15 protein-coding genes are annotated in these 19075 nt (G+C 44.7%); 3 read left to right on the top strand and 12 right to left on the bottom strand.

Features of this window, described 5'->3' with window-relative positions:
* The first annotated feature begins 64 nt into the window (after positions 1 to 64).
* Complete coding sequence (locus BLS64_RS12845; RefSeq protein WP_093113931.1) at positions 65 to 1030, top strand: App1 family protein; 966 nt, start codon at positions 65 to 67, stop codon at positions 1028 to 1030.
* Here the strand turns inward: BLS64_RS12845 and BLS64_RS12840 are convergent.
* The 3 genes from BLS64_RS12840 to BLS64_RS12830 form a co-directional block, all read right to left on the bottom strand.
* Entirely contained in the window at positions 1027 to 2388 is a 1362-nt protein-coding gene (locus BLS64_RS12840) for a M28 family peptidase (RefSeq protein ID WP_093113933.1), read from the bottom strand. The two genes, BLS64_RS12845 and BLS64_RS12840, sit on opposite strands and share 4 nt — an antisense overlap.
* A gap of 99 nt (positions 2389 to 2487) precedes the next feature.
* On the bottom strand, positions 2488 to 2754 hold the full coding sequence (locus BLS64_RS12835; RefSeq protein WP_093113934.1) for a YtxH domain-containing protein: 267 nt from the start codon (positions 2752 to 2754) through the stop codon (positions 2488 to 2490).
* A gap of 139 nt (positions 2755 to 2893) precedes the next feature.
* Positions 2894 to 5107 carry a bifunctional alpha,alpha-trehalose-phosphate synthase (UDP-forming)/trehalose-phosphatase gene (locus BLS64_RS12830; RefSeq protein ID WP_093113935.1) on the bottom strand — a complete coding sequence of 738 codons (2214 nt, stop codon included), beginning with the start codon at positions 5105 to 5107 and terminating at the stop codon, positions 2894 to 2896.
* Positions 5108 to 5201: 94 nt separating this feature from the next.
* Between BLS64_RS12830 and BLS64_RS12825 the strand changes: the two genes are divergently transcribed.
* Positions 5202 to 7025, top strand: coding sequence for a glycoside hydrolase family 15 protein (locus BLS64_RS12825; RefSeq protein ID WP_093113936.1), 1824 nt, complete (start codon positions 5202 to 5204; stop codon positions 7023 to 7025).
* On the opposite strand, the gene BLS64_RS12820 is transcribed toward BLS64_RS12825, so the two are convergent.
* From BLS64_RS12820 to BLS64_RS12790, 7 genes are all read right to left on the bottom strand, one after another.
* Complete coding sequence (locus tag BLS64_RS12820) at positions 6973 to 8040, bottom strand: mechanosensitive ion channel family protein (protein ID WP_093113938.1); 1068 nt, start codon at positions 8038 to 8040, stop codon at positions 6973 to 6975. The two genes, BLS64_RS12825 and BLS64_RS12820, sit on opposite strands and share 53 nt — an antisense overlap.
* Positions 8041 to 8166: 126 nt before the next feature.
* Positions 8167 to 9978 (bottom strand): acyl-CoA dehydrogenase family protein, encoded by a 1812-nt coding sequence (locus BLS64_RS12815; protein WP_093113940.1) that lies wholly within the window; start codon positions 9976 to 9978, stop codon positions 8167 to 8169.
* Positions 9979 to 10047: 69 nt separating this feature from the next.
* The gene (locus BLS64_RS12810; RefSeq protein ID WP_093113941.1) at positions 10048 to 10407 is read right to left on the bottom strand and encodes a four helix bundle protein; all 360 of its coding nucleotides are present in this window, start codon (positions 10405 to 10407) and stop codon (positions 10048 to 10050) included.
* A 68-nt stretch (positions 10408 to 10475) separates the two neighbouring features.
* Positions 10476 to 11669 carry an acetyl-CoA C-acyltransferase gene (locus BLS64_RS12805; protein ID WP_093113943.1) on the bottom strand — a complete coding sequence of 398 codons (1194 nt, stop codon included), beginning with the start codon at positions 11667 to 11669 and terminating at the stop codon, positions 10476 to 10478.
* Positions 11670 to 11711: 42 nt separating this feature from the next.
* Positions 11712 to 12059 carry a four helix bundle protein gene (locus BLS64_RS12800; RefSeq protein WP_093113944.1) on the bottom strand — a complete coding sequence of 116 codons (348 nt, stop codon included), beginning with the start codon at positions 12057 to 12059 and terminating at the stop codon, positions 11712 to 11714.
* 48 nt (positions 12060 to 12107) lie between these two features.
* Positions 12108 to 14513 carry a 3-hydroxyacyl-CoA dehydrogenase/enoyl-CoA hydratase family protein gene (locus tag BLS64_RS12795; RefSeq protein WP_093113945.1) on the bottom strand — a complete coding sequence of 802 codons (2406 nt, stop codon included), beginning with the start codon at positions 14511 to 14513 and terminating at the stop codon, positions 12108 to 12110.
* Between the two features lie 39 nt (positions 14514 to 14552).
* A complete protein-coding gene (locus tag BLS64_RS12790; RefSeq protein ID WP_093113947.1) occupies positions 14553 to 14990 on the bottom strand; it encodes a MarR family winged helix-turn-helix transcriptional regulator in 438 nt (145 codons plus the stop codon).
* Positions 14991 to 15231: 241 nt separating this feature from the next.
* On the opposite strand from BLS64_RS12790, the gene BLS64_RS12785 reads away from it, so the two are divergent.
* A complete protein-coding gene (locus tag BLS64_RS12785) occupies positions 15232 to 16203 on the top strand; it encodes a type I phosphomannose isomerase catalytic subunit (protein ID WP_093113949.1) in 972 nt (323 codons plus the stop codon).
* A gap of 6 nt (positions 16204 to 16209) precedes the next feature.
* On the opposite strand, the gene mgrA is transcribed toward BLS64_RS12785, so the two are convergent.
* Positions 16210 to 17205, bottom strand: a complete 996-nt coding sequence (mgrA, locus tag BLS64_RS12780; RefSeq protein WP_093113950.1) for an L-glyceraldehyde 3-phosphate reductase — start codon at positions 17203 to 17205, stop codon at positions 16210 to 16212.
* A gap of 60 nt (positions 17206 to 17265) precedes the next feature.
* Positions 17266 to 19041, bottom strand: coding sequence for an AMP-dependent synthetase/ligase (locus BLS64_RS12775; protein WP_093113952.1), 1776 nt, complete (start codon positions 19039 to 19041; stop codon positions 17266 to 17268).
* Positions 19042 to 19075 lie beyond the last annotated feature (34 nt).

The following is a 19075-nucleotide window of genomic DNA, read 5'->3' as shown; positions in this document are numbered from 1 at the left end:
CTGCTTGAGCTTGTTGCTAAAAATAAGTATTTTGGGAAGGAATCTCAGTTAACGAAATGTAAAGATGAGGCTAGATATTAAACTGTACAGGGGGTATGTGAATGACCAGGAATTGATCGTTTTCGGACATGTTTTCAGCTCCCTTGCCCCCGATAAATATGAAATAGACAGGCGTGGCTATCGTCATGCCAAGTCAGTTATCAAGATGTTCACCATCAGCCCCATCAAAAACGCCGAAGTCACCTTGCATTTTAGAGAGCTTGAGGTAAGGACCCGCACCCTGAACGACGGTTATTTCAGGTTCACCATTCCCTATAATGAATTCCTGGAGAGCGGGTGGCATAAATATTCAGTTTCCTGTAAAGTGGGTGATAAGGGAATAGTGGAGCAAGGAGAGCTGTTGAAACCCTTCAAGAGCAGGCTGGGGATCATCTCAGATATTGACGATACTTTTCTCATTTCTCACACCCACAACTTCTTTAAAAAATTGTATGTGATCCTTACCAGGAATATCGACAACCGAGAGGTTTTTGATGATGTGGTACCTCATTACCAGGCGCTGAGCCGGGCAGGACAGGAAGGAGAGGGGACATTTAATTCCTTTTTTTATGTTTCGAGCAGTGAATGGAACCTGTACCAGTTCATTTTGCAATTTGCCAGGATGCATGACCTTCCAAAAGCCATTATCAAATTGAAAAAGATCAAGACAGGCCTGGCTGATTTTCTTTTTACGGGCAGGGGAGGGCATGACCACAAGTTCATAAAGATCAAGGATATCATTTCTTTTTATCCGCAATTGCAGTATGTGTTAATGGGAGACGATTCCCAGCACGATCCGCAGTTATATGAACGGATCTGTAAAGTATTTCCCGTCAATGTGAAAGCTGTTTATATACGGCAGACCAAGAGCCGACAAAAAGAGAAGGTCCTCAAAATTCTTCGGAATCTCGAGGACCTTGGTGTTGCTACTTGTTATTTCAAGGACAGCGGGAAAGCGATCGACCATTCCCGAAAGATCGGGATCGTTTAATCCCTGAAGGTTTCAGAAGGGAAAACCACCACGCTTTCGTTGCCGTTCTTTCCTACCGCGGCTACTCCAAAAAAGTAATTGTCTATCACTATTCCTTCCAGGGTGAAATTGTCAACATTACCCACATAGCGGGAATATTGCCATTGAGGTGCCGTAGTATCTCGCCAGTAGATCTTGTATCCTGCGACATTTTCGTCGTCAGACTTTTCCCAACGAAGTTTTGCAGAGGCTTCTACGATCCCGCCAATCGAAACCTTTTTGGGAGCAGGCGGAGCCCACGCCAGACTGGCCATTGAAATGGCGTTCACTGCTGTAAGTTTCTTTGCATAATCAAAATTAACATGTTCTACTACATCGCCGTATTCAATGCCATCTTCGGTGCGGATGTCCTGGTGTTGCTGAGTGTAGTTCTCATGGGCTTCCATGATCCTGATTCCTGGGAAGCCAAGGTCATTGAACGGCCGGTGGTGACCGCCACGTCCAAACCTGTCCAGGCGATAAACCATCATAGGGTTCATTTCGGGCATGTAAGTTTCTGTGGTTTCATGGACGTACCTTGCCAGTTGTCGGGAAATACCATCAACCTCTCCGCCATAAAATCTTCTCATCATCCTCTCCCTTTCAGTTTCGGTAGGAGGAACAGGTTCGGAAAAGATCCTGAAGGTGCGGTTGTCGATGACCCCGTCAACGCCTTTGATATTTCCTATCATGTCATTGTTCAATACTCCGATGATCTCCCAGCCTTTTTCCTTGGCCATTTCGGCGAAGCCTTTGCCCCCAAAAAGGCCCTGTTCTTCTCCTGAAAGGCCCAGGTAGATGATGCTGCTGTCAAATTCATACTTAGAAAGCACCCTGGCCGCTTCCATGGTTCCCGCCATGCCGCTGGCATTGTCGTTGGCTCCCGGGGCATCTGTGGTAAAGTCCATGGTATTGCTGGCGCGGGAATCAATATCCCCGCTCATTATGACATAACGGTTAGGGTATTTTTTACCTTTTTGAACCGCTACCACGTTCACTACCCAGGCATCTTTTGGTACCCGGTCATTGCCTTCTTTGGTCACAAAATCCTTCTGGTAGAAAACATCAAGACAATTGCCGCAATTCTTAGAGATCTTGTCAAAATCAGCTTTTATGAAGCGCCGGGCTGCGCCAATTCCACGAGTGTCTGAAATGGTATCGCTAAAGGTATTTCTTGTGCCAAAACCCGCAAGTCTTCGGATATCGGCCTCAATGCTATCGGCTGAGACGGCTTCAATGATGTCATAAATTCTAAGGTCGACCTGGGGAGGTGCCTGTTCCTGGGAAATTCCGCTAAGGGAAGTTAACAATAAGGAGGAAAAAAGCAGTTTTTTCAGCATGTTCCGGATATATTTTTGGTTAAAAGCCCAAAGTACTAAAATTCCACAAAAAAAGCTGCTCAATGGAGCAGCTCTTGATTTTGTCAACGAGAAAAGAACCTAATAGATGATCTTGTCATCACCATCCATTTTGGCCTCCATTCTCTTGCCTTTTCCTCTGACCTTTGATTTCACTGAATCATAGCGGTGAGAGATATTGTCGGCAAGATCGTTGAACTTGCTTTTGGTTTCATACATATATTCATTGCTTCTGTCGGCAATGCTTTTTCGGGTATCCTTTCCTTTTTTGGGAGCGAACAATATTCCGGCTGCAGCGCCAAGAGCAGCTCCGGAAAGAACACCAAGTAAGATTTTTCCTGCTTTCATTTGTTAGAATTTTGGGTTGTTTTTATTTCTGTTTCCTAAATTTAAATATACCTCGTTTTTCACTACCTCCCGGTCTACTTGTAGTTAACTTTGAATTAAAATTTGTAGCAAATTAGCTGATTTTTAACACAAAAAACTTTCAATGCGTCAGGCTCAGGAATTGGGATAGCAGTTCCCTTACATCCCGTGAATTCCTGATGAAGTATTTGGCATTAGTGGCCGTGGTCCCTACTTTAAAGGTCATGGTCTTGCGCGGAAGTTCCGTGAACAGGTACTCGTCAGTATAATCATCGCCGATAGCCATAATGAGGTCATACTTTTCTTCCAGCAGCTTGTTTGCTGCCTTGCCTTTGGTCACGCCGCTGTTCTTTATCTCCAGCACTTTATTGCCCTGCAGTACGGTGAGTCCGTGGTTGGAGATGAGATCTCGTAAAACGGTAGAAAGCTCGTTGGCTCTGACCTCTCCCAATTCGGGATTGGCCTTGCGGTAATGCCAGGCGAGGGAATAATTCTTTTCTTCGATAAAAGTTCCGGGGGTGCGATCCACAAAGGTTTCCAATACCGGCCTTATCTTTTCCATCCAGCTGCAATCGAGATTCTCGGTTAGTTCCCATTCTCCGGAAGAATTTCTTACCCATACTCCATGTTCGGCAATAAGTTCGACAGAGTGGTTCTTCCACCAGTCTCCTATGGTTTCTTTATCTCTACCGCTGATGAGGATCACCCTGGTATTTTTCTGCTTTGCGAGGTTTTCTACCAGGTGTAGCAGTTCAGGTGAGGGTTCGGCATCTTCGGGTTTGTCTACATAATTGACCAAAGTGCCGTCATAATCCAGGAACAGGATCCTTCTGCGGGCCGAACTATACCGCTCGAAAAGGTCTTTTTTGATGTTCTGTGTCACCTCAAGGGTCTTGATCTCATTGCGGGTAATAGTGGTTTGCTTCAGACTCTTCATGAACTCTCTTGCCCATTTCTCGACATTATAGCGTTTTAGTCTTTTTTGCATCACCTTGTTGCGTCTAACCTGCTCTTCTTTAGACATTTCAAGCGCCTGCTTTATAGAGTCTACGATCTGATCAAAATTGTTGGGGTTGATGAGCAGGGCTTCGTTGAGTTCATGAGCCGAGCCGGCCATCTCACTTAAAATGAGGACTCCCGTGTGATCTGTGCGGGTAGCGATATATTCCTTGGCCACCAAATTCATCCCGTCCCTGATGGGCGTGATCAATGCCACATCACTGGCAGAATACAGGTCGATAAGATTATCAAAAGGCATGGAGCGGTAGAAATACCAAATGGGTGTCCAGTTCACGGTGGCGAACCTCCCGTTAATACGGCCAACCAGTTCATCGATCTCCTTTTTCAGTAACTGGTACTGCGGAACATTGGTCCTTGAAGGTACGGCCAGCATGACAAGCCGTACTTTTTCCTGATACTCGGGGTATTTTTCCAAAAAGTAGCCATAAGCCCTTATTCGATTGGCGATCCCTTTTGTGTAATCTAGCCGGTCAATGGACAGGATAAGGGGAGTACCCCTGGAAACATATTTATGATAATCCAGTTTTTTCTGAATTTCGGTATTTTCACTGCTGGGCTGGCGCTGGTGTTCGAGCGCGGCATTCCGGAATTTATTATAGTCGATTCCCATTGGAAAAGAGCCGGCCTTCACGATACGGTCCCCCAGGTTAACTGCGTTGAAATTTATATCGTAGTAAAGTATCCTGTTTACAGACCTTAAAAAATGCCTTTCATAATCGTAAGTATGAAAGCCTATGAGATCTGCCCCCAGCATCCCGGTGAGGATCTCTTCCCGCCAGGGAAGCGTTCTGAAAACCTCGTAAGAAGGAAAAGGGATATGATTGAAAAATCCGATGGTTACGTTAGGGTTTTTGTCCCTTATCATCTGCGGCAGTAGCAACAGCTGGTAATCATGAACCCAAATAGTATCCCCGTCTTCTACTCGCTCCAGGACAGCATCGGCATATTTTTGATTTACCTGCTTGTAAGCTTCCCAATGTTCAGGGTCAAATTCAGTGTATTCCATAAAGTAATGGAACAGCGGCCAAATGGTCCTGTTGCTGAAGCCGTAGTAGAATTTTTCAATTTCTTCAGTAGTAAGAGAAACTGCAACACATCTTTGTTCTTTGGCTTTTTCTGCCACCTGTGGTTCCAGTTCATCGGGGATCTCTTCCGCCGCAAGTCCGGTCCAGCCAATCCATATACTGTCCCCTTCCTGATGAAAGGACTTTAATCCGGTGGCCAGGCCTCCAACACTGGGGGAAACTTCAAGATCATTTTCAGAAATATGTATTTGCAAGGGTAGTCTGTTGGAAATAATTATCGTTTTCCCCATAACATTTTTTCAGCACGTGTATCTAATTGATTTTGCTTAAATTTCCGAAATTTTACAGAGGGAGACCACCACTTTAAAAGAACTTTAAGACTATATGGATTCGTTAGATTACGGGATAATTGGGAACTGTAAAAGCTCAGCTTTGGTGTCGAAGAATGGCTCGATTGACTGGTGTTGCCTACCCAATTTCAACTCTGCTTCGGTATTCGCGAAATTGCTGGATGAGCACAAAGGAGGACACTTCTCTTTTGAGGTAGATGATAGTTACTCGATCTCTCAAAAATACCTTTGGAAGACCAATATTTTATGTACCACATATTCCAATGAGAATGCCGCCTTTCAGGTGATAGATTTTATGCCTCGCTACCCAAAGGAGAACGGGAATGGCGGCTTTTATTCCCCGCCAGATATTATAAGATACATATATCTTTTACATGGAAATCCTACCATGAGGGTAAATTATAATCCTAAACTGGATTATGCCAAGGAGAAGACCTATACAGAAAACCACCGGTATTACCTGAAGAGCTTTACCAAAGAAGGAAAATACGATTCCCTTTACCTCTATACCAGTCTTGATCTCGACATGGTCATGAACGGGGAAGAGATCACCCTTACCGGGAATGAATATTTCTTGATGGGGTATCATGAAAAACTGGTGGAGCAGAACCTGGAGAGGGCTTATCTTAAATTTCAGCGTACCAAGACCTACTGGATGAACTGGGTTGAAAAGACCACCAAATTTCCGCATTATAACGAGGAGATCACCAGAAGTGCTTTGGTTCTTAAAGCGCTCACCTTTGAAAAAACCGGCGCGGTTCTGGCCGCGGCTACAACTTCTTTACCGGAAACCATAGGAGAGGTGCGCAACTGGGACTACCGTTTCTGCTGGATTCGGGATGCCTCCATGGTTATAAAGGTCATGGCCGGCCTGGGACATTTAGGATCGGCTCATAATTTCCTGCAGTTCATCATTGACATTATCCCTAATAAGGATGAAAAAATGCAGATCATGTATGGCATCAGCGGCGAAAAGGAGCTTACCGAGCACATTCTTGACCATCTTGACGGCTACAAAGGTTCAAAACCGGTAAGGATAGGAAACGCGGCTTATGTTCAAAAGCAGAATGATATTTACGGGATCCTAATGGAAGTGATCTTCCAGCAGTTCCTGCAGTTCGAAACCACCCTGGAAAACAGTGAGGAACTTTGGACCATCGTTCGGGGAATCGTTCGAATCGTGGAAGAACACTGGAAACAACCCGATAAAGGCATCTGGGAATTCAGGACAGAGGAGCGGCATTTCACCTTTTCAAAATTGCTTTGCTGGGTCGCTGTTGATCGGGCGGTGAAGATCGGTGAGATCCTTAGAAAAGGAATAAAAGACCAGAAATGGAAGGCGCTGCGCCAGGAGATCTACGAAGATATTTACAAGAATGCATGGAACGAAGAAAAACAGGCTTACACCCAGTCCTATGGTTCCAGCGATCTTGACGCTTCCACTTTGCTGATGGAAACCTACGGTTTTATCAAGGCCAAGGATCCACGCTTTATAAGTACCGTACAGGCGACGGAAAGAGAATTGTGTTATAACGGACTCATGTTCCGCTATAAGAATAAAGATGATTTCGGAATTCCTTCTTCCTCTTTCACCATTTGTACCTTCTGGCTTATCAATAGTCTGTATAAGATCGGAGAAAAGGACCGGGCGATCGGCATGTTCAATGAGTTGCTTTCGTACAGCAACCACCTGGGGCTGTTCAGTGAGGATATAGATTTTGAATCGAAGAGGTTGCTGGGGAATTTTCCGCAGGCCTATTCCCACCTGGCCTTAATTGAAACAGCCATGAATTTCTCTCATAGCCTTACTTCTGAAGAGGATCTTCTGAAGATGTTGCAGACCGAGGATTTTCTTTAAGAATAACCCTTGACCTGGGAAGACTGTTTGGATAATTTTCTTTGATGAAGTCCACCAGTTTTTCCCTGATGTAGACCCGAAGGTCCCAGGCAGTGGGGGAGTCTTTGGCGCTCACCAGCGCCCGCAGTTCCATGGTCTTTTCGCTGAGATCTGTCACCTGTATCACATTGACTTTCCCGTCCCAGAGATCGGTTGATTTTAAGAGGCGGGTAAGTTCTTCGCGCAGGGCGTCTACAGGAAGGTCATAGTCGGTGTAGATGAAGACCGTTCCCAAAATATCTGAAGAGCTGCGGGTCCAGTTCTGAAAAGGTTTCTCAATGAAGTAGGTGGTAGGCAGTACCAGTCGCCTTTTGTCCCAGATGTTGATCACCACATAAGTGAGTTTGATCTCTTCCACACGGCCCCATTCGCCTTCCACAATGACCACATCATCTATTCTGATAGGTTGCGCTATAGCGATCTGTATTCCGGCAAAGATGGTTCCGAAAACTTTTTGGGCAGAAAGACCCAGAATAATTCCCGCGATCCCGGCTGAAGTCAAAATGCTCACACCAATTTCCTGAACTCCTTCAAAGGTCAGCAATGAAATTCCCACTGCCACAAGGATGACGATGAAAATTGCAATCCTCTCAATAATATTGAACTGCGTGTAGAATTTCCGGGCCCGGAGATTATCTTTTGTGGTCACATCAAATCTGCGTAAAAGTTGTTTTTTGGTGATGTGTATGGCGACAATGACAAACCAGGTAACGCTAAAGATCAACAGCAGCGATCGTACCTGTTGAAAAAAATGGACATAGGTCTCATCTGTAATGATCTCCTCTTTAATCAGTCCTGCCTGGATGCCAACGGCCAGCAAAAGAGCAATAACAGGGATCTTTAATCTGGAGGCTATGTTCCGCGGAAGGATATTATGAGGATCTTTTCCCAGCTTTTTCAGTAACAGGAATACTATGAAATAAGCTGTCAAAAGGATACCTACCGTTATAAGAACGTATTGTTGTAGAGTGTTCATGAGAACTCGTGCCGTTTCGGTTCCCTGAAAGCTAAAAAAACTCCCCCGCTTTTCCTGTTAAAGGAATATGAAAAAGGCCACCTTTACAGGTGGCCCGACAGATTTAATCCTTGCGAATTAAGATCTTTAAAATGGATATTTATTCTCACTAATCACTTTCTCTGCAATCGTGTTTCTTAATTCAACCACATTGGGGTGGTTCTGGTATTTGGTAAAACGTTTCAAGCCCATAAGCATCATTCGCTGCTCATCACCTTCGGCAAAGGATATGATTCCCTCTTTAGCGCGGGAATTGATAGTGTCTACGGCATGGTAGAGGTAAAGTTTTGCCATGGCGATCTGCTCTTTTTGACTGTCTTCTCCAAAACGCTTCGCATTCTTTTCGGTTCTCAGAATGGCAGATTCAGCCATATATATCTCGATAAGAATATCTGCTGAAGCCAATAACAGCTGCTGATGATCTTCCAGCTGAGGTCCATACTTCTGAACAGCACTTCCGGCAACCATAAGGAAAACCTTTTTCAGCTTCGCGATCATTTCCTTTTCTTCAGCGAAAAGTTCAGAATAATCGGGAGTTTCGAAAGATGGAATTCCTGTAAGTTCGTCGGCTACCTTTGTGGCAGGGCCTAACAGGTCAACATGGCCCTTCATGGCCTTTTTGATCAGCATTCCCACGCAGAGCATGCGGTTGATCTCGTTGGTACCTTCATAGATACGGGTAATTCGGGCGTCTCTCCAGGCAGATTCCATAGGAGCGTCGGCTGAGAAGCCCATTCCCCCGTAGATCTGGATCCCTTCATCTGTACAATTCTGAAGGTCTTCAGAAACAGCCACTTTTAAAATGGAACATTCAATGGCATATTCTTCCACTCCTTTTAGTTCTGCCTCCTGGTGAGAAGCTCCTGCCTCCTGGCGAATGTTGATCCTGTCCTCAATATCTTTGGCCGCACGGTAAGATGCAGATTCGCCAACATAAGCTGAAGTAGCCATTTCTGCGATTTTTGATTTGATCGCTCCGAACTTAGCGATTGGTGTTTTAAACTGCACACGGTCATTGGCATAGTTCACGGCCGAAGTGATCACTCTTCGCTGTGCATCAAGACAGGCACCTGCTAGTTTTATGCGGCCTACGTTCAAAGCGTTCATGGCGATCTTAAAGCCATTCCCTCTTTCTGAAAGCATATTTTCTACCGGTACCTTTGTTTCATTAAAAAAGACCTGGCGGGTAGAAGAGGAGTGGATCCCAAGTTTCTTTTCTTCCTCACCCATGGAGATTCCATTTTCGGGATCGTTCTCCACAATAAATCCTGTGATGTTCTTGTCGTCTTCAATCCGGGCGAAAACGATCATAAGGTCACAGAAACCTGCGTTGGAGATCCACATTTTTTGTCCGTTGATGCTGTAGTACTTTCCGTCATCCGAAAGTACAGCTTTTGTTTTTCCGGAGTTGGCATCACTACCTGCACCCGGTTCGGTAAGGGCATAAGCGCCAAACCATTCTCCGGTTGCCAGTTTAGGAACGTACTTTTGTTTTTGTTCTTCGGTTCCGTAGAGAGTGATGGGTAAAGTTCCTATCCCGGTATGGGCACCAAAAGCCGTGGAAAATGAACCGGTGGCTCCAGAGATATGGTCCACTACCAGCATAGTGGTCACGAATCCCATTCCGAGCCCATCATATTCTTCAGGGACAGAAACACCTAAAAGCCCCAGTTCAGCTGCCTTTTTCATCAGCTCTTCGGTAAGTTCATAATTCTTTTTCTCGAATTCCTCTTTTCTTGGCCAGATCTCTCGATCTACGAATTCTCTTACCGAATCGCGCATCATTTTTTGCTCCTCGTTGAAATCTTCAGGAGTAAATACATTTTCAGCACTGGTTTCCTTTACCAGGAACTGCCCTCCGCGAAGGAGGTCTTTTTGGGTTTTAGTTTCGTCATTCATTGTGTTATTCTTTAGTTGATTTTTGTGAAAGAACAGACAAGAGAGAAGAGAAAAGAGAAAAAAGAAATTTTATAGGCCATTTTGGAATCCCATGGTCATTTTTTGAAACTCTTCAATTTTTTCTTCCAGTTTTTCCAGCTCTTGCTGATCAATATATTTTCTGTGTCGCGCTACCAATAATTGGGTTCCAAGCTCAAAAGAGGAACCTAAAGAAACATCGAGAAAGTGGCTAAAAGATTTGTCTGATCTTGCTGAGCCTTCGGCAATGTTGCTCGGCATTGAAACCGAACACTTGCTCATTTGTGAGCTCAGATCATAAACTTCATGTTTCGGAAATTTCACAAGAAGATCTGACACATCATTCGCAATCTCTAGCCCCAGTTTCCAAATTTTTAGATTTTTATAATTATGTCTTTTTCTGGAACTCATCGTTTATTTCTCGTTGTCTCTGCTCTATAGTCTCTTTTCTTTATTCTTTATTCTCTTCTCTGTAATTTCTATGAGAGGAACTCATAAACCCCCGCAGCCCCTTGGCCTGTTCCCACACACATGGTGACCATGGCATATTTGTTCTTTAGGTCGCGCTTGCGCATCTCGTCAAAGATCTGGACAGAAAGCTTAGCCCCGGTACAACCCAGCGGGTGCCCCATGGAGATCGCGCCTCCGTTTGGATTTACCCTATCGGGATCAAGTCCCAGTTCTCTTATCACTGCCAAGGACTGAGAAGCGAATGCTTCATTCAATTCAATTAATTCGATATCGTTCAATTGTAAGCCGGCCTGTTTTACTGCCTTTGGGATAGCATCTACCGGTCCAATACCCATAATGCGTGGCTCCACTCCAACTGCGGAATAGCTCACCAGTCTTGCGATAGGCTCAACATTCAGTTCTTTGACCATCTCTTCGCTCATTACCATAACAAAGGCAGCTCCGTCACTCATTTGGGAAGAGTTTCCTGCAGTTACACTTCCGCCTTCAGCAAAGACAGGGCGAAGTTTGCCAAGCACCTCTTTAGAAGTATCGGCACGAGGCCCTTCATCCTTGTTCACGGTGTAAGAGCGGGTTTGTTTTTTCCCGTTTTCATCCACGTAGGTCTGATCGATCTTGATAGGCACGATCTGATCCTGAAAACGGTCTTCTTTTTGCGCTTTTAGAGACTTCTGGTGTGAATTAAACGCAAATTCATCCTGGTCTTCGCGGCTTACTTTATACTTGTTGGCTACGGCTTCCGCAGTTAATCCCATTCCCCAGTAATAATCTTCATGGCCTTCTTTAGCCAGTTTATAATCGGGTACGGGTTTGTATCCACCCATTGGAATGTAGCTCATGCTTTCTGCACCTCCTGCAATGATACAATCTGCCATTCCGCTCTGGATCTTGGAAGTCGCGATGGCGATGGTTTCCAAACCTGATGCACAGTATCTGTTAACGGTCATTCCCGGCACGTCTTTGATGTTAAGACCCATCAGGGAGATAAATCGCCCCATATTAAGACCTTGTTCAGCTTCGGGCATCGCGTTTCCAACGATCACGTCGTCGATTCGCTTTTTGTCAAATTCCGGCAGTTTATCCATCATATACTGGATAGTTTCCGCAGCAAGCTCATCAGGCCTTTTAAATCTGAAAACTCCTCGTGGTGCTTTTCCCACTGCGGTTCTGTATGCTTTTACTATGTATGCTGTTTTATTCATTGTATGTTGTATTTTGTATAATGTATATTGTCTTTTTGTTGGTTACAATGTAGATTGCAGTTTAATGATCATGTTCTGAATATGATGAACTTCTTTCTCGAGATATTCAAAATCCTGCTCCGAAAGAAACTGAAGATTTCTGCAAATGATCAATTGAGTTTCAAATTCAAATGCAGATCCTAAAGCGACTCCGAGAAAATTAGCAAAGTCCTTATTGGTTTTGCGCCCACAACCTTCAGCAATGTTAGAAGGAATGGAGACTGCAGATCTCCTAATTTGTGATGTTAGACCATATAACTCCTCTTTTGGAAAAGCAGCACTCTTTAGGTAGGTTTTTGTTACCAGATCAATTGCTTTTTGCCAAACCTTTAATTCTTTGAAATAGTTCATAATCTTTTTCAGTTTTACAGTATACAATCTACACTATACACTATACGATTAGTTCCTAAGCGGCTTCCCTTTCTTCAACATGTGCTGCAACCTTTCCAAAGTCTTTCTTTCACCGGTGAGGGAAAGGAAAGCTTCACGTTCCAGGTCAAGCAGGTATTGTTCACTTACATAAGAGTTTTCTGAAAGATCTCCTCCGGCCATTACATAAGCCAGTTTATTGGCGATCTTTTTGTCGTGTTCGCTGATGTATTTTCCGGCCATCATCTGGTCAGTGCCCACGTAGAAAGCACCCAATGCCTGTTTTCCGAGTACTTTAATATCTGTTCTGTGAATAGGTTTGGTGTAGCCATTCTCAGCCATCAATAAAGCGTGCTTTTTAGCGATGGCTATCTGACGGTCCGGATTTACAACAACGATGTCCTTTCCTTTCTGAAGGATATTCGTATCAAAAGCTTCGTATGCTGAGGTGGATACCTTCGCCATTCCAATTGTTAAGAAGTGTTCGCGCAGGCGGTTCAGTTCCACATCGTCTTTTTGGAAAGTATCAGAAGCTCTTACCGTCATCTCCTTGGAGCCACCCCCGCCGGGGATCACTCCGACACCGAATTCTACAAGTCCGATGTAAGTTTCGGCGGCGGCTACCACTTTGTCGGCATGAAGCGAAAGTTCACATCCGCCTCCAAGGGTCATGGCATGAGGCGCAGCTACTGTTGGAATAGAAGAGTAGCGCATTCTCATCATGGTGTCCTGGAAATACTTTACGGCCATGTTGAGCTCGTCATATTCCTGCTCAACCGCCATCATGAAGATCATCCCGATATTGGCACCTACAGAGAAGTTCTTTCCATTATTGGCTACTACCAGTCCCTGGTATTCTTTTTCGGCAAGATCAATGGCTTTATTGAGGCCATCCAACACGTCACCACCAATGGTGTTCATCTTGCTGCGGAATTCCACGTTAAGGATCCCGTCACCAAGATCTTCCACAACTACTCCGCTGTTCTTAAAAACTTCCTTGCTTTCCCTGATGTTGTCAAGGATGATAAAGGTATCCTGTCCTGGGATCTTCTTGTAATCTTTCTCTGGTATGTCATAATACCAGGTGTTTCCTTCTTTTACTTTATAGAAGCTTTTGTTGCCCTTTTCGAGCATCTCGTTCACCCAGGCTGCAGGCTCTTTGCCTTCGGCCTTCATCATTTCGATACCTTTTTCGACTCCAATGGCATCCCAGATCTGGAATGGTCCATGCTCCCAGCCAAAACCGGCTTTCATGGCGTCATCTATCTTGTAGAGCTCATCAGTGATCTCCGGAATTCTGTTAGAAACATATGCGAAAAGAGCAGCGAAATTCTTTCGGTAGAATTCCCCGGCTTTGTCTTTTCCGCCAATTAATACTTTGAACCTGTCTTCTACCTTGTCTATGGTCTTGGTAAGCTCAAGAGTGGCAAAAGAAGCTTTTTTCTGGTCGCGGTATTCCAGCGTGTTCAGGTCAAGAGATTTGATCTGGCTGGAACCATCGTCAGATTTGATCTTTTTATAGAACCCTTGTCCGCTTTTGCTTCCAAACCACTCGTTCTCCACCATGGTGTTGATGTAATCGGGCATGGCGAATAGGTCATGGGCCTCGTCTGTTGGAACTCCTTTATGAAGTCCATTGGCCACGTGAACCAGGGTATCCAATCCTACTACGTCTACGGTGCGGAACGTGGCTGATTTTTGCCTGCCTATTACCGGTCCGGTAAGCTTGTCCACTTCTTCAATGGTCATATCCAGTTCCTTTACCATATGGAAAAGGCTCATTATGCTGAAGATCCCTACGCGGTTCCCAATGAACGCCGGAGTGTCCTTGGCGACAACCGATTTCTTTCCGAGAAATTTTTCTCCGTATTCATTCAGGAATTGCAGTACTTCTTCTGAAGTTTCCGGCCCCGGAATGATCTCGAATAACCTGAGGTATCGTGGCGGATTGAAAAAGTGGGTTCCGCAGAAATGTTTTTTGAAGTCCTCACTTCGGCCTTCGCTCATTTGCTGTATAGGAATTCCCGAAGTATTGGAAGTAATAAGGGTACCTTTCTTTCTGTGTTTTTCAAGGTTGTCAAAAACCTGTTTTTTGATGTCCAGCCTTTCCACGACCACCTCAATGATCCAGTCTGCTTCAGAAACTTTGGAAATGTCGTCCTCAAGATTTCCTGTTTTAATACGCTTTGCGAAATCCTGGTGGTAAATGGGTGAAGGTTTGGACTTTAAAGAAGCCTGCAGGGAGTCAATGACGATCCTGTTCCTAACCGCTTTATCTTCCAGGCTTAGACCTTTGTTTTTTTCTTTGTCAGTTAATTCTCTGGGAACAATGTCAAGCAGCAACACCTCCACGCCAATATTGGCGAAATGGCAGGCAATACCGCTTCCCATGATTCCGGAGCCTATTACTGCAACTTTATTAATTCTTCGTTTCATGTTGTTTGGTCATTTTAATGATCGAGTACAGATGTCTTTTTATTGATTGTATATTTTTTTTGATGCGATAAGTTCCATGATCTTATAAGCCACTTCATGGAACTTCTCCAGGTCTTCTGCCGGGATCTCCTTTTTTACTGCCTCATCAAAGGTGAGTACCACCTTTTTGGAGTAGTCCCTCATTTCCTTCCCAAAATCTGTGAGGTGAATGAGGACACTTCGGCCGTCAACGGGGTTCTTTTTTCGCACAATAAGGCCTTTTTCTTCCATGGTCTTTAAAGTGCGGGAAAGGCTTGTGGCCTCCATTCCCATTTTTGGCCCCAGTGAGGTAGAGGGGGTACCTTTTTCAGGATCAATGCTCAACAGGGCAAAACCCGTTGCCATCGTGCTTCCTTCTTTACCGGCCTCCTCGTTGTACATTTTGGCAATTGAGATCCAGGTGGCCCGAAGCACATAATCAATGGTCTTTTCTTTCATACGATCTCAAAGTTAAAAAAATATGTTATGCATGCATAATAAAATTATAAAATTTTTCAACTTTTCGTATGCTCTCCTAAATTTATAGGATTTATGTATTGAACCGAATGAGCGAGAGTGGAGTTTAACAGAGAATTAAGGAAAAAATGGAGAGAAGGAAAACTTCCATTTTGAAACTATCTTCGTTTAAGCCTGAAGGCGGGGAAATTCTTATCTTTGCTTTTCCTAAAACTCAACCTTCATGCTCGATTATCCCATAAAATTTGTTCCTATTTTAAAAGAGAAGATCTGGGGAGGAAATAAGTTAAGGGAGGTGTTGCATAAGTCCTCTCAAGAGAGAAAACTAGGAGAAAGCTGGGAAATTTCTGGAATTGAGAATGATCTTTCTGTTGTTGAGAAGGGCGATCTGAAAGGGAGAACCCTTGAGCAGCTTCTGAAGGATCACGGTAAAGAACTCGTGGGTGAAAAGATCTACAAAACCTTCGGAAATAAATTCCCCCTACTGATCAAATTTATCGATGCCCGTGAGGCGCTTTCGGTGCAGCTGCATCCAAACGACCGGCTGGCCCTGGAACGTCATGATTCCTTCGGAAAGACCGAAATGTGGTACATTCTGCAGGCTGATGAAGGGGCAGAGATTAATATCGGGTTTAACCGCGCCCTCAGCAAAAGTGAATACCTGGAGTATCTAAATTCAAATAAACTCCCCGAAATCCTGAATTTTGAAAAGGTGAAAAAGGGAGATGCTTTTTTCATAAATCCGGGTACCGTGCACGCCATTGGCGGAGGAGTGTTGTTGGCTGAGATCCAGCAAACTTCAGATGTTACCTATCGCCTCTATGACTGGGACCGGATCGATGGCAGCGGAAAGGGCCGCGAATTGCATACAGATCTGGCGCTGGAGGCTATTGATTTTGATCTTAAAAAGGATTTCAACAGAAGTTATTCTAAAACCTTAAATATCTCGAACAATATCGCCGGCTGTGAATATTTCACCACGAATTTTCTTCCGGTGAATGGGGAGATAAATAAGGATTATTCAGAGTTGGATTCTTTTGTGATCTACATGTGTGTCTCCGGAGAGGCTGCGATATCAGTAAATGATAATTCCGAAGCGATCAAAATGGGGGAGACTCTCCTGATCCCTGCCAAAAATAAAGAAGTCCGGATCACCTCTGAAGGAGCCGAACTTCTTGAAGTTTACATTTCTTAGAAATCACTACTCCTTTAGGATGGCATCTATTTCCTTTAGCTCTTTTTCTGAAAAGTCCATTTTGTGCAGGGCACTGATATTGTCCTCCAATTGGGAAACACGGCTCACCCCGGCAAGGACCGAGGTTACCCTTTCATCTTTCAGCAGCCAGGCGATAGACATCTGGGCCAGGGTCTGGCCCCTTTCTGTTGCCAGTTCATTCAGTTTTTGAATTTTCACCAACAGCTCATCTGTGATCAAAGCCCGGTCCAGGTAACCACCTTCAATAGCTGCTCTCGAATCTGCAGGAATTCCATTGAGATATTTATTGGTGAGCAGCCCCTGGGCAAGAGGCGAAAAGGCGATACTGCCAATTCCTTTTTTATCGAGGGTGTCTAACAGGCCATTTTCCACCCATCTTTCCAACAAGCTGTAGCGCGGCTGGTGTATAAGAAGGGGAGTGCCCATTTCTTTTAGGATCTTTTCAGCTTTTTCGGTTTCTTCAGCGGAATATTGAGAAATCCCGATATACAGCGCTTTTCCCTGTCTCACGATATGGTCAAGAGCCCCCATAGTTTCTTCAAGAGGGGTATCAGGGTCGGGGCGATGATGGTAAAAGATATCCACATAATCCAGTCCTATTCTTTTTAAGGATTGATCAAGACTGGCTATCAGGTATTTCCTGGAACCAAAATTTCCATATGGCCCCGGCCACATGTCCCAGCCGGCTTTGGTAGAAATGATCAGCTCATCACGGTATTCCTTAAAATCTTCTTTGAAGATCTTTCCGAAGTTCTTTTCTGCGGAGCCATAAGGTGGTCCGTAATTATTGGCCAGGTCAAAATGGGTGATCCCGTTATCGAATGCAGTTCTAAGGATCTTCCTGGCTGTGTCAAAGTCGTCTTTGTCGCCGAAGTTGTGCCAAAGCCCCAGTGAAAGCATGGGCAGCTGAATTCCGCTTCTGCCGCAGCGGCGGTATTTCATTCTTTTATAGCGATCTGGGGAGGCGATGTATTTATACATGTAAAATTATATTTAGAGGTAAAAAAATATCCGGAAGGTCTTTCCGGATATTGAGTTGAATTATCTTTCGTAGATCTCGTCGTAGAGATTCTGGTATAATTTGATGATATTCCTTCTTTTGAGTTTCATGGTTGGAGTAAGATGGTCGCCTTCAATGCTCCAAACATCGGGTGTCAGTTCAAAGCGCTTCACTTTTTCCCAGCTTCCGAATTTCTGATTATAGAAATCCACCTCTTCCTGTATGCGGGCAACCACTTCAGGATTAGCGATAAGCTCCTCGTTGGTTTCTCCCACTTCAATGTGTTTGCGCTGCGCCCACTCTCTTAGGAATTCAAAGTTCGGTTGAATGAAAGCGGCCGGCATTTTTTCACCTTCCCCAATCACCATGATCTCATCGATGAACCTGGATTGTTTCATCTGGTTCTCTATAAGCTGCGGCGCGACATATTTTCCGCCAGAGGTTTTGAACATCTCCTTCTTACGATCTGTGATCTTAAGGAAGCCGTCTTTGTCAAGCTCACCAATGTCCCCGGTATGGAAATAACCTTCTTTATTGATGGCTTCATCTGTCTTCTCCTTGTCCTTATAATAACCCTGCATCACGTTAGGACCTTTGCACAGGATCTCTCCATCTTCAGCGATCTTTACATCAACATCTTTTAAGACCTTTCCGACGGTACCAATTCTGAACCCGTAGTTCCTTTGGTCATTGACGGCGATCACAGGGGAAGTTTCGGTCAAACCGTAGCCTTCCATCACGGGAATTCCCGCAGCGGCAAAGACCCTGGCAAGCCTTGGCTGTAAAGCGGCACTACCTGAAACGATGAGTTCGATATTGCCTCCAAGACCCTCCTTCCATTTAGAAAATACCAGTTTGCGAGCAAGGCTGAGCTTGGTCTCATACCACCAGCCGTTGGCGCCGTATGGTTCATATTCAAGACCGAGCTCTACGGCCCAGAAGAACAGCTTCTGCTTGATACCGCCAACAGTTGAACCTTTGGCGATGATCTTGTCGTATACTTTTTCAAGCAATCGCGGCACGGCCGAGATCACATGAGGTTTTACCTCTTTTAGGTTATCACTGATCTTCTCAATTGATTCGGCGAAATATATCGAAACGCTGAAGTACTGATAAAGGTACAAGATCATTCTTTCAAAAATGTGGCAAACCGGCAAAAAGCTCAGGGAGACATAAGTGCCAAAATCAAAAGGCACTCTCTCCGCGCTCAGCAGTACATCGCTCACAATGTTCTTATGGCTGAGCATAACGCCCTTTGGCCTTCCGGTAGTTCCCGATGTGTAAATAAGCGTTGCCAGGTCATCTTCCTGTACGGCATCCTTTCGGGCCTCGACCTCTTCCTGGTTGGAAGCGTTTTCTCCCATTTTCAGGATCTCTTCCCAGTTCTCACAGCCGGCGATCTGGTCAAAAGAATATATTCCTTTAAGAGAGGTATTGTTCTTTACCAGGTTCAGCTTGTTGAGGATCTCTTCATCTGATACAAAACAGTAAATAGCCTCACTGTGGTTGATCACATATTCGTAATCTTCTTCAGAGACAGTTGGGTAGATAGGAACATTCTGGGCCCCTACCTGCAGGATCCCAATGTCCAGTACATTCCACTCGGTCCTGTTGGTGGTGGAGATCACTGCAATTTTATCATTAGGCTGAATGCCAAGACGCAGAAGTCCGCGGCTTATCTGGTTGGCCTTATCGATGTATTCCCGGGTAGAAAGGGATTCCCATGTGCCGTTTCTTTTGGTGGAAAGGGACTTTTCAAGGGGTGCATTTTCCAGCTGAAAGTAAGGAAAATCGAACAGTCGTTTAATTTCGGTCATTTACTCTTTGGTTACAATAGACCTTGCAAAATAG

The organism is Salinimicrobium catena (assembly GCF_900102915.1).
GTDB lineage: Bacteria > Bacteroidota > Bacteroidia > Flavobacteriales > Flavobacteriaceae > Salinimicrobium > Salinimicrobium catena.
This window is presented reverse-complemented; position numbering and strand designations above follow the sequence as displayed.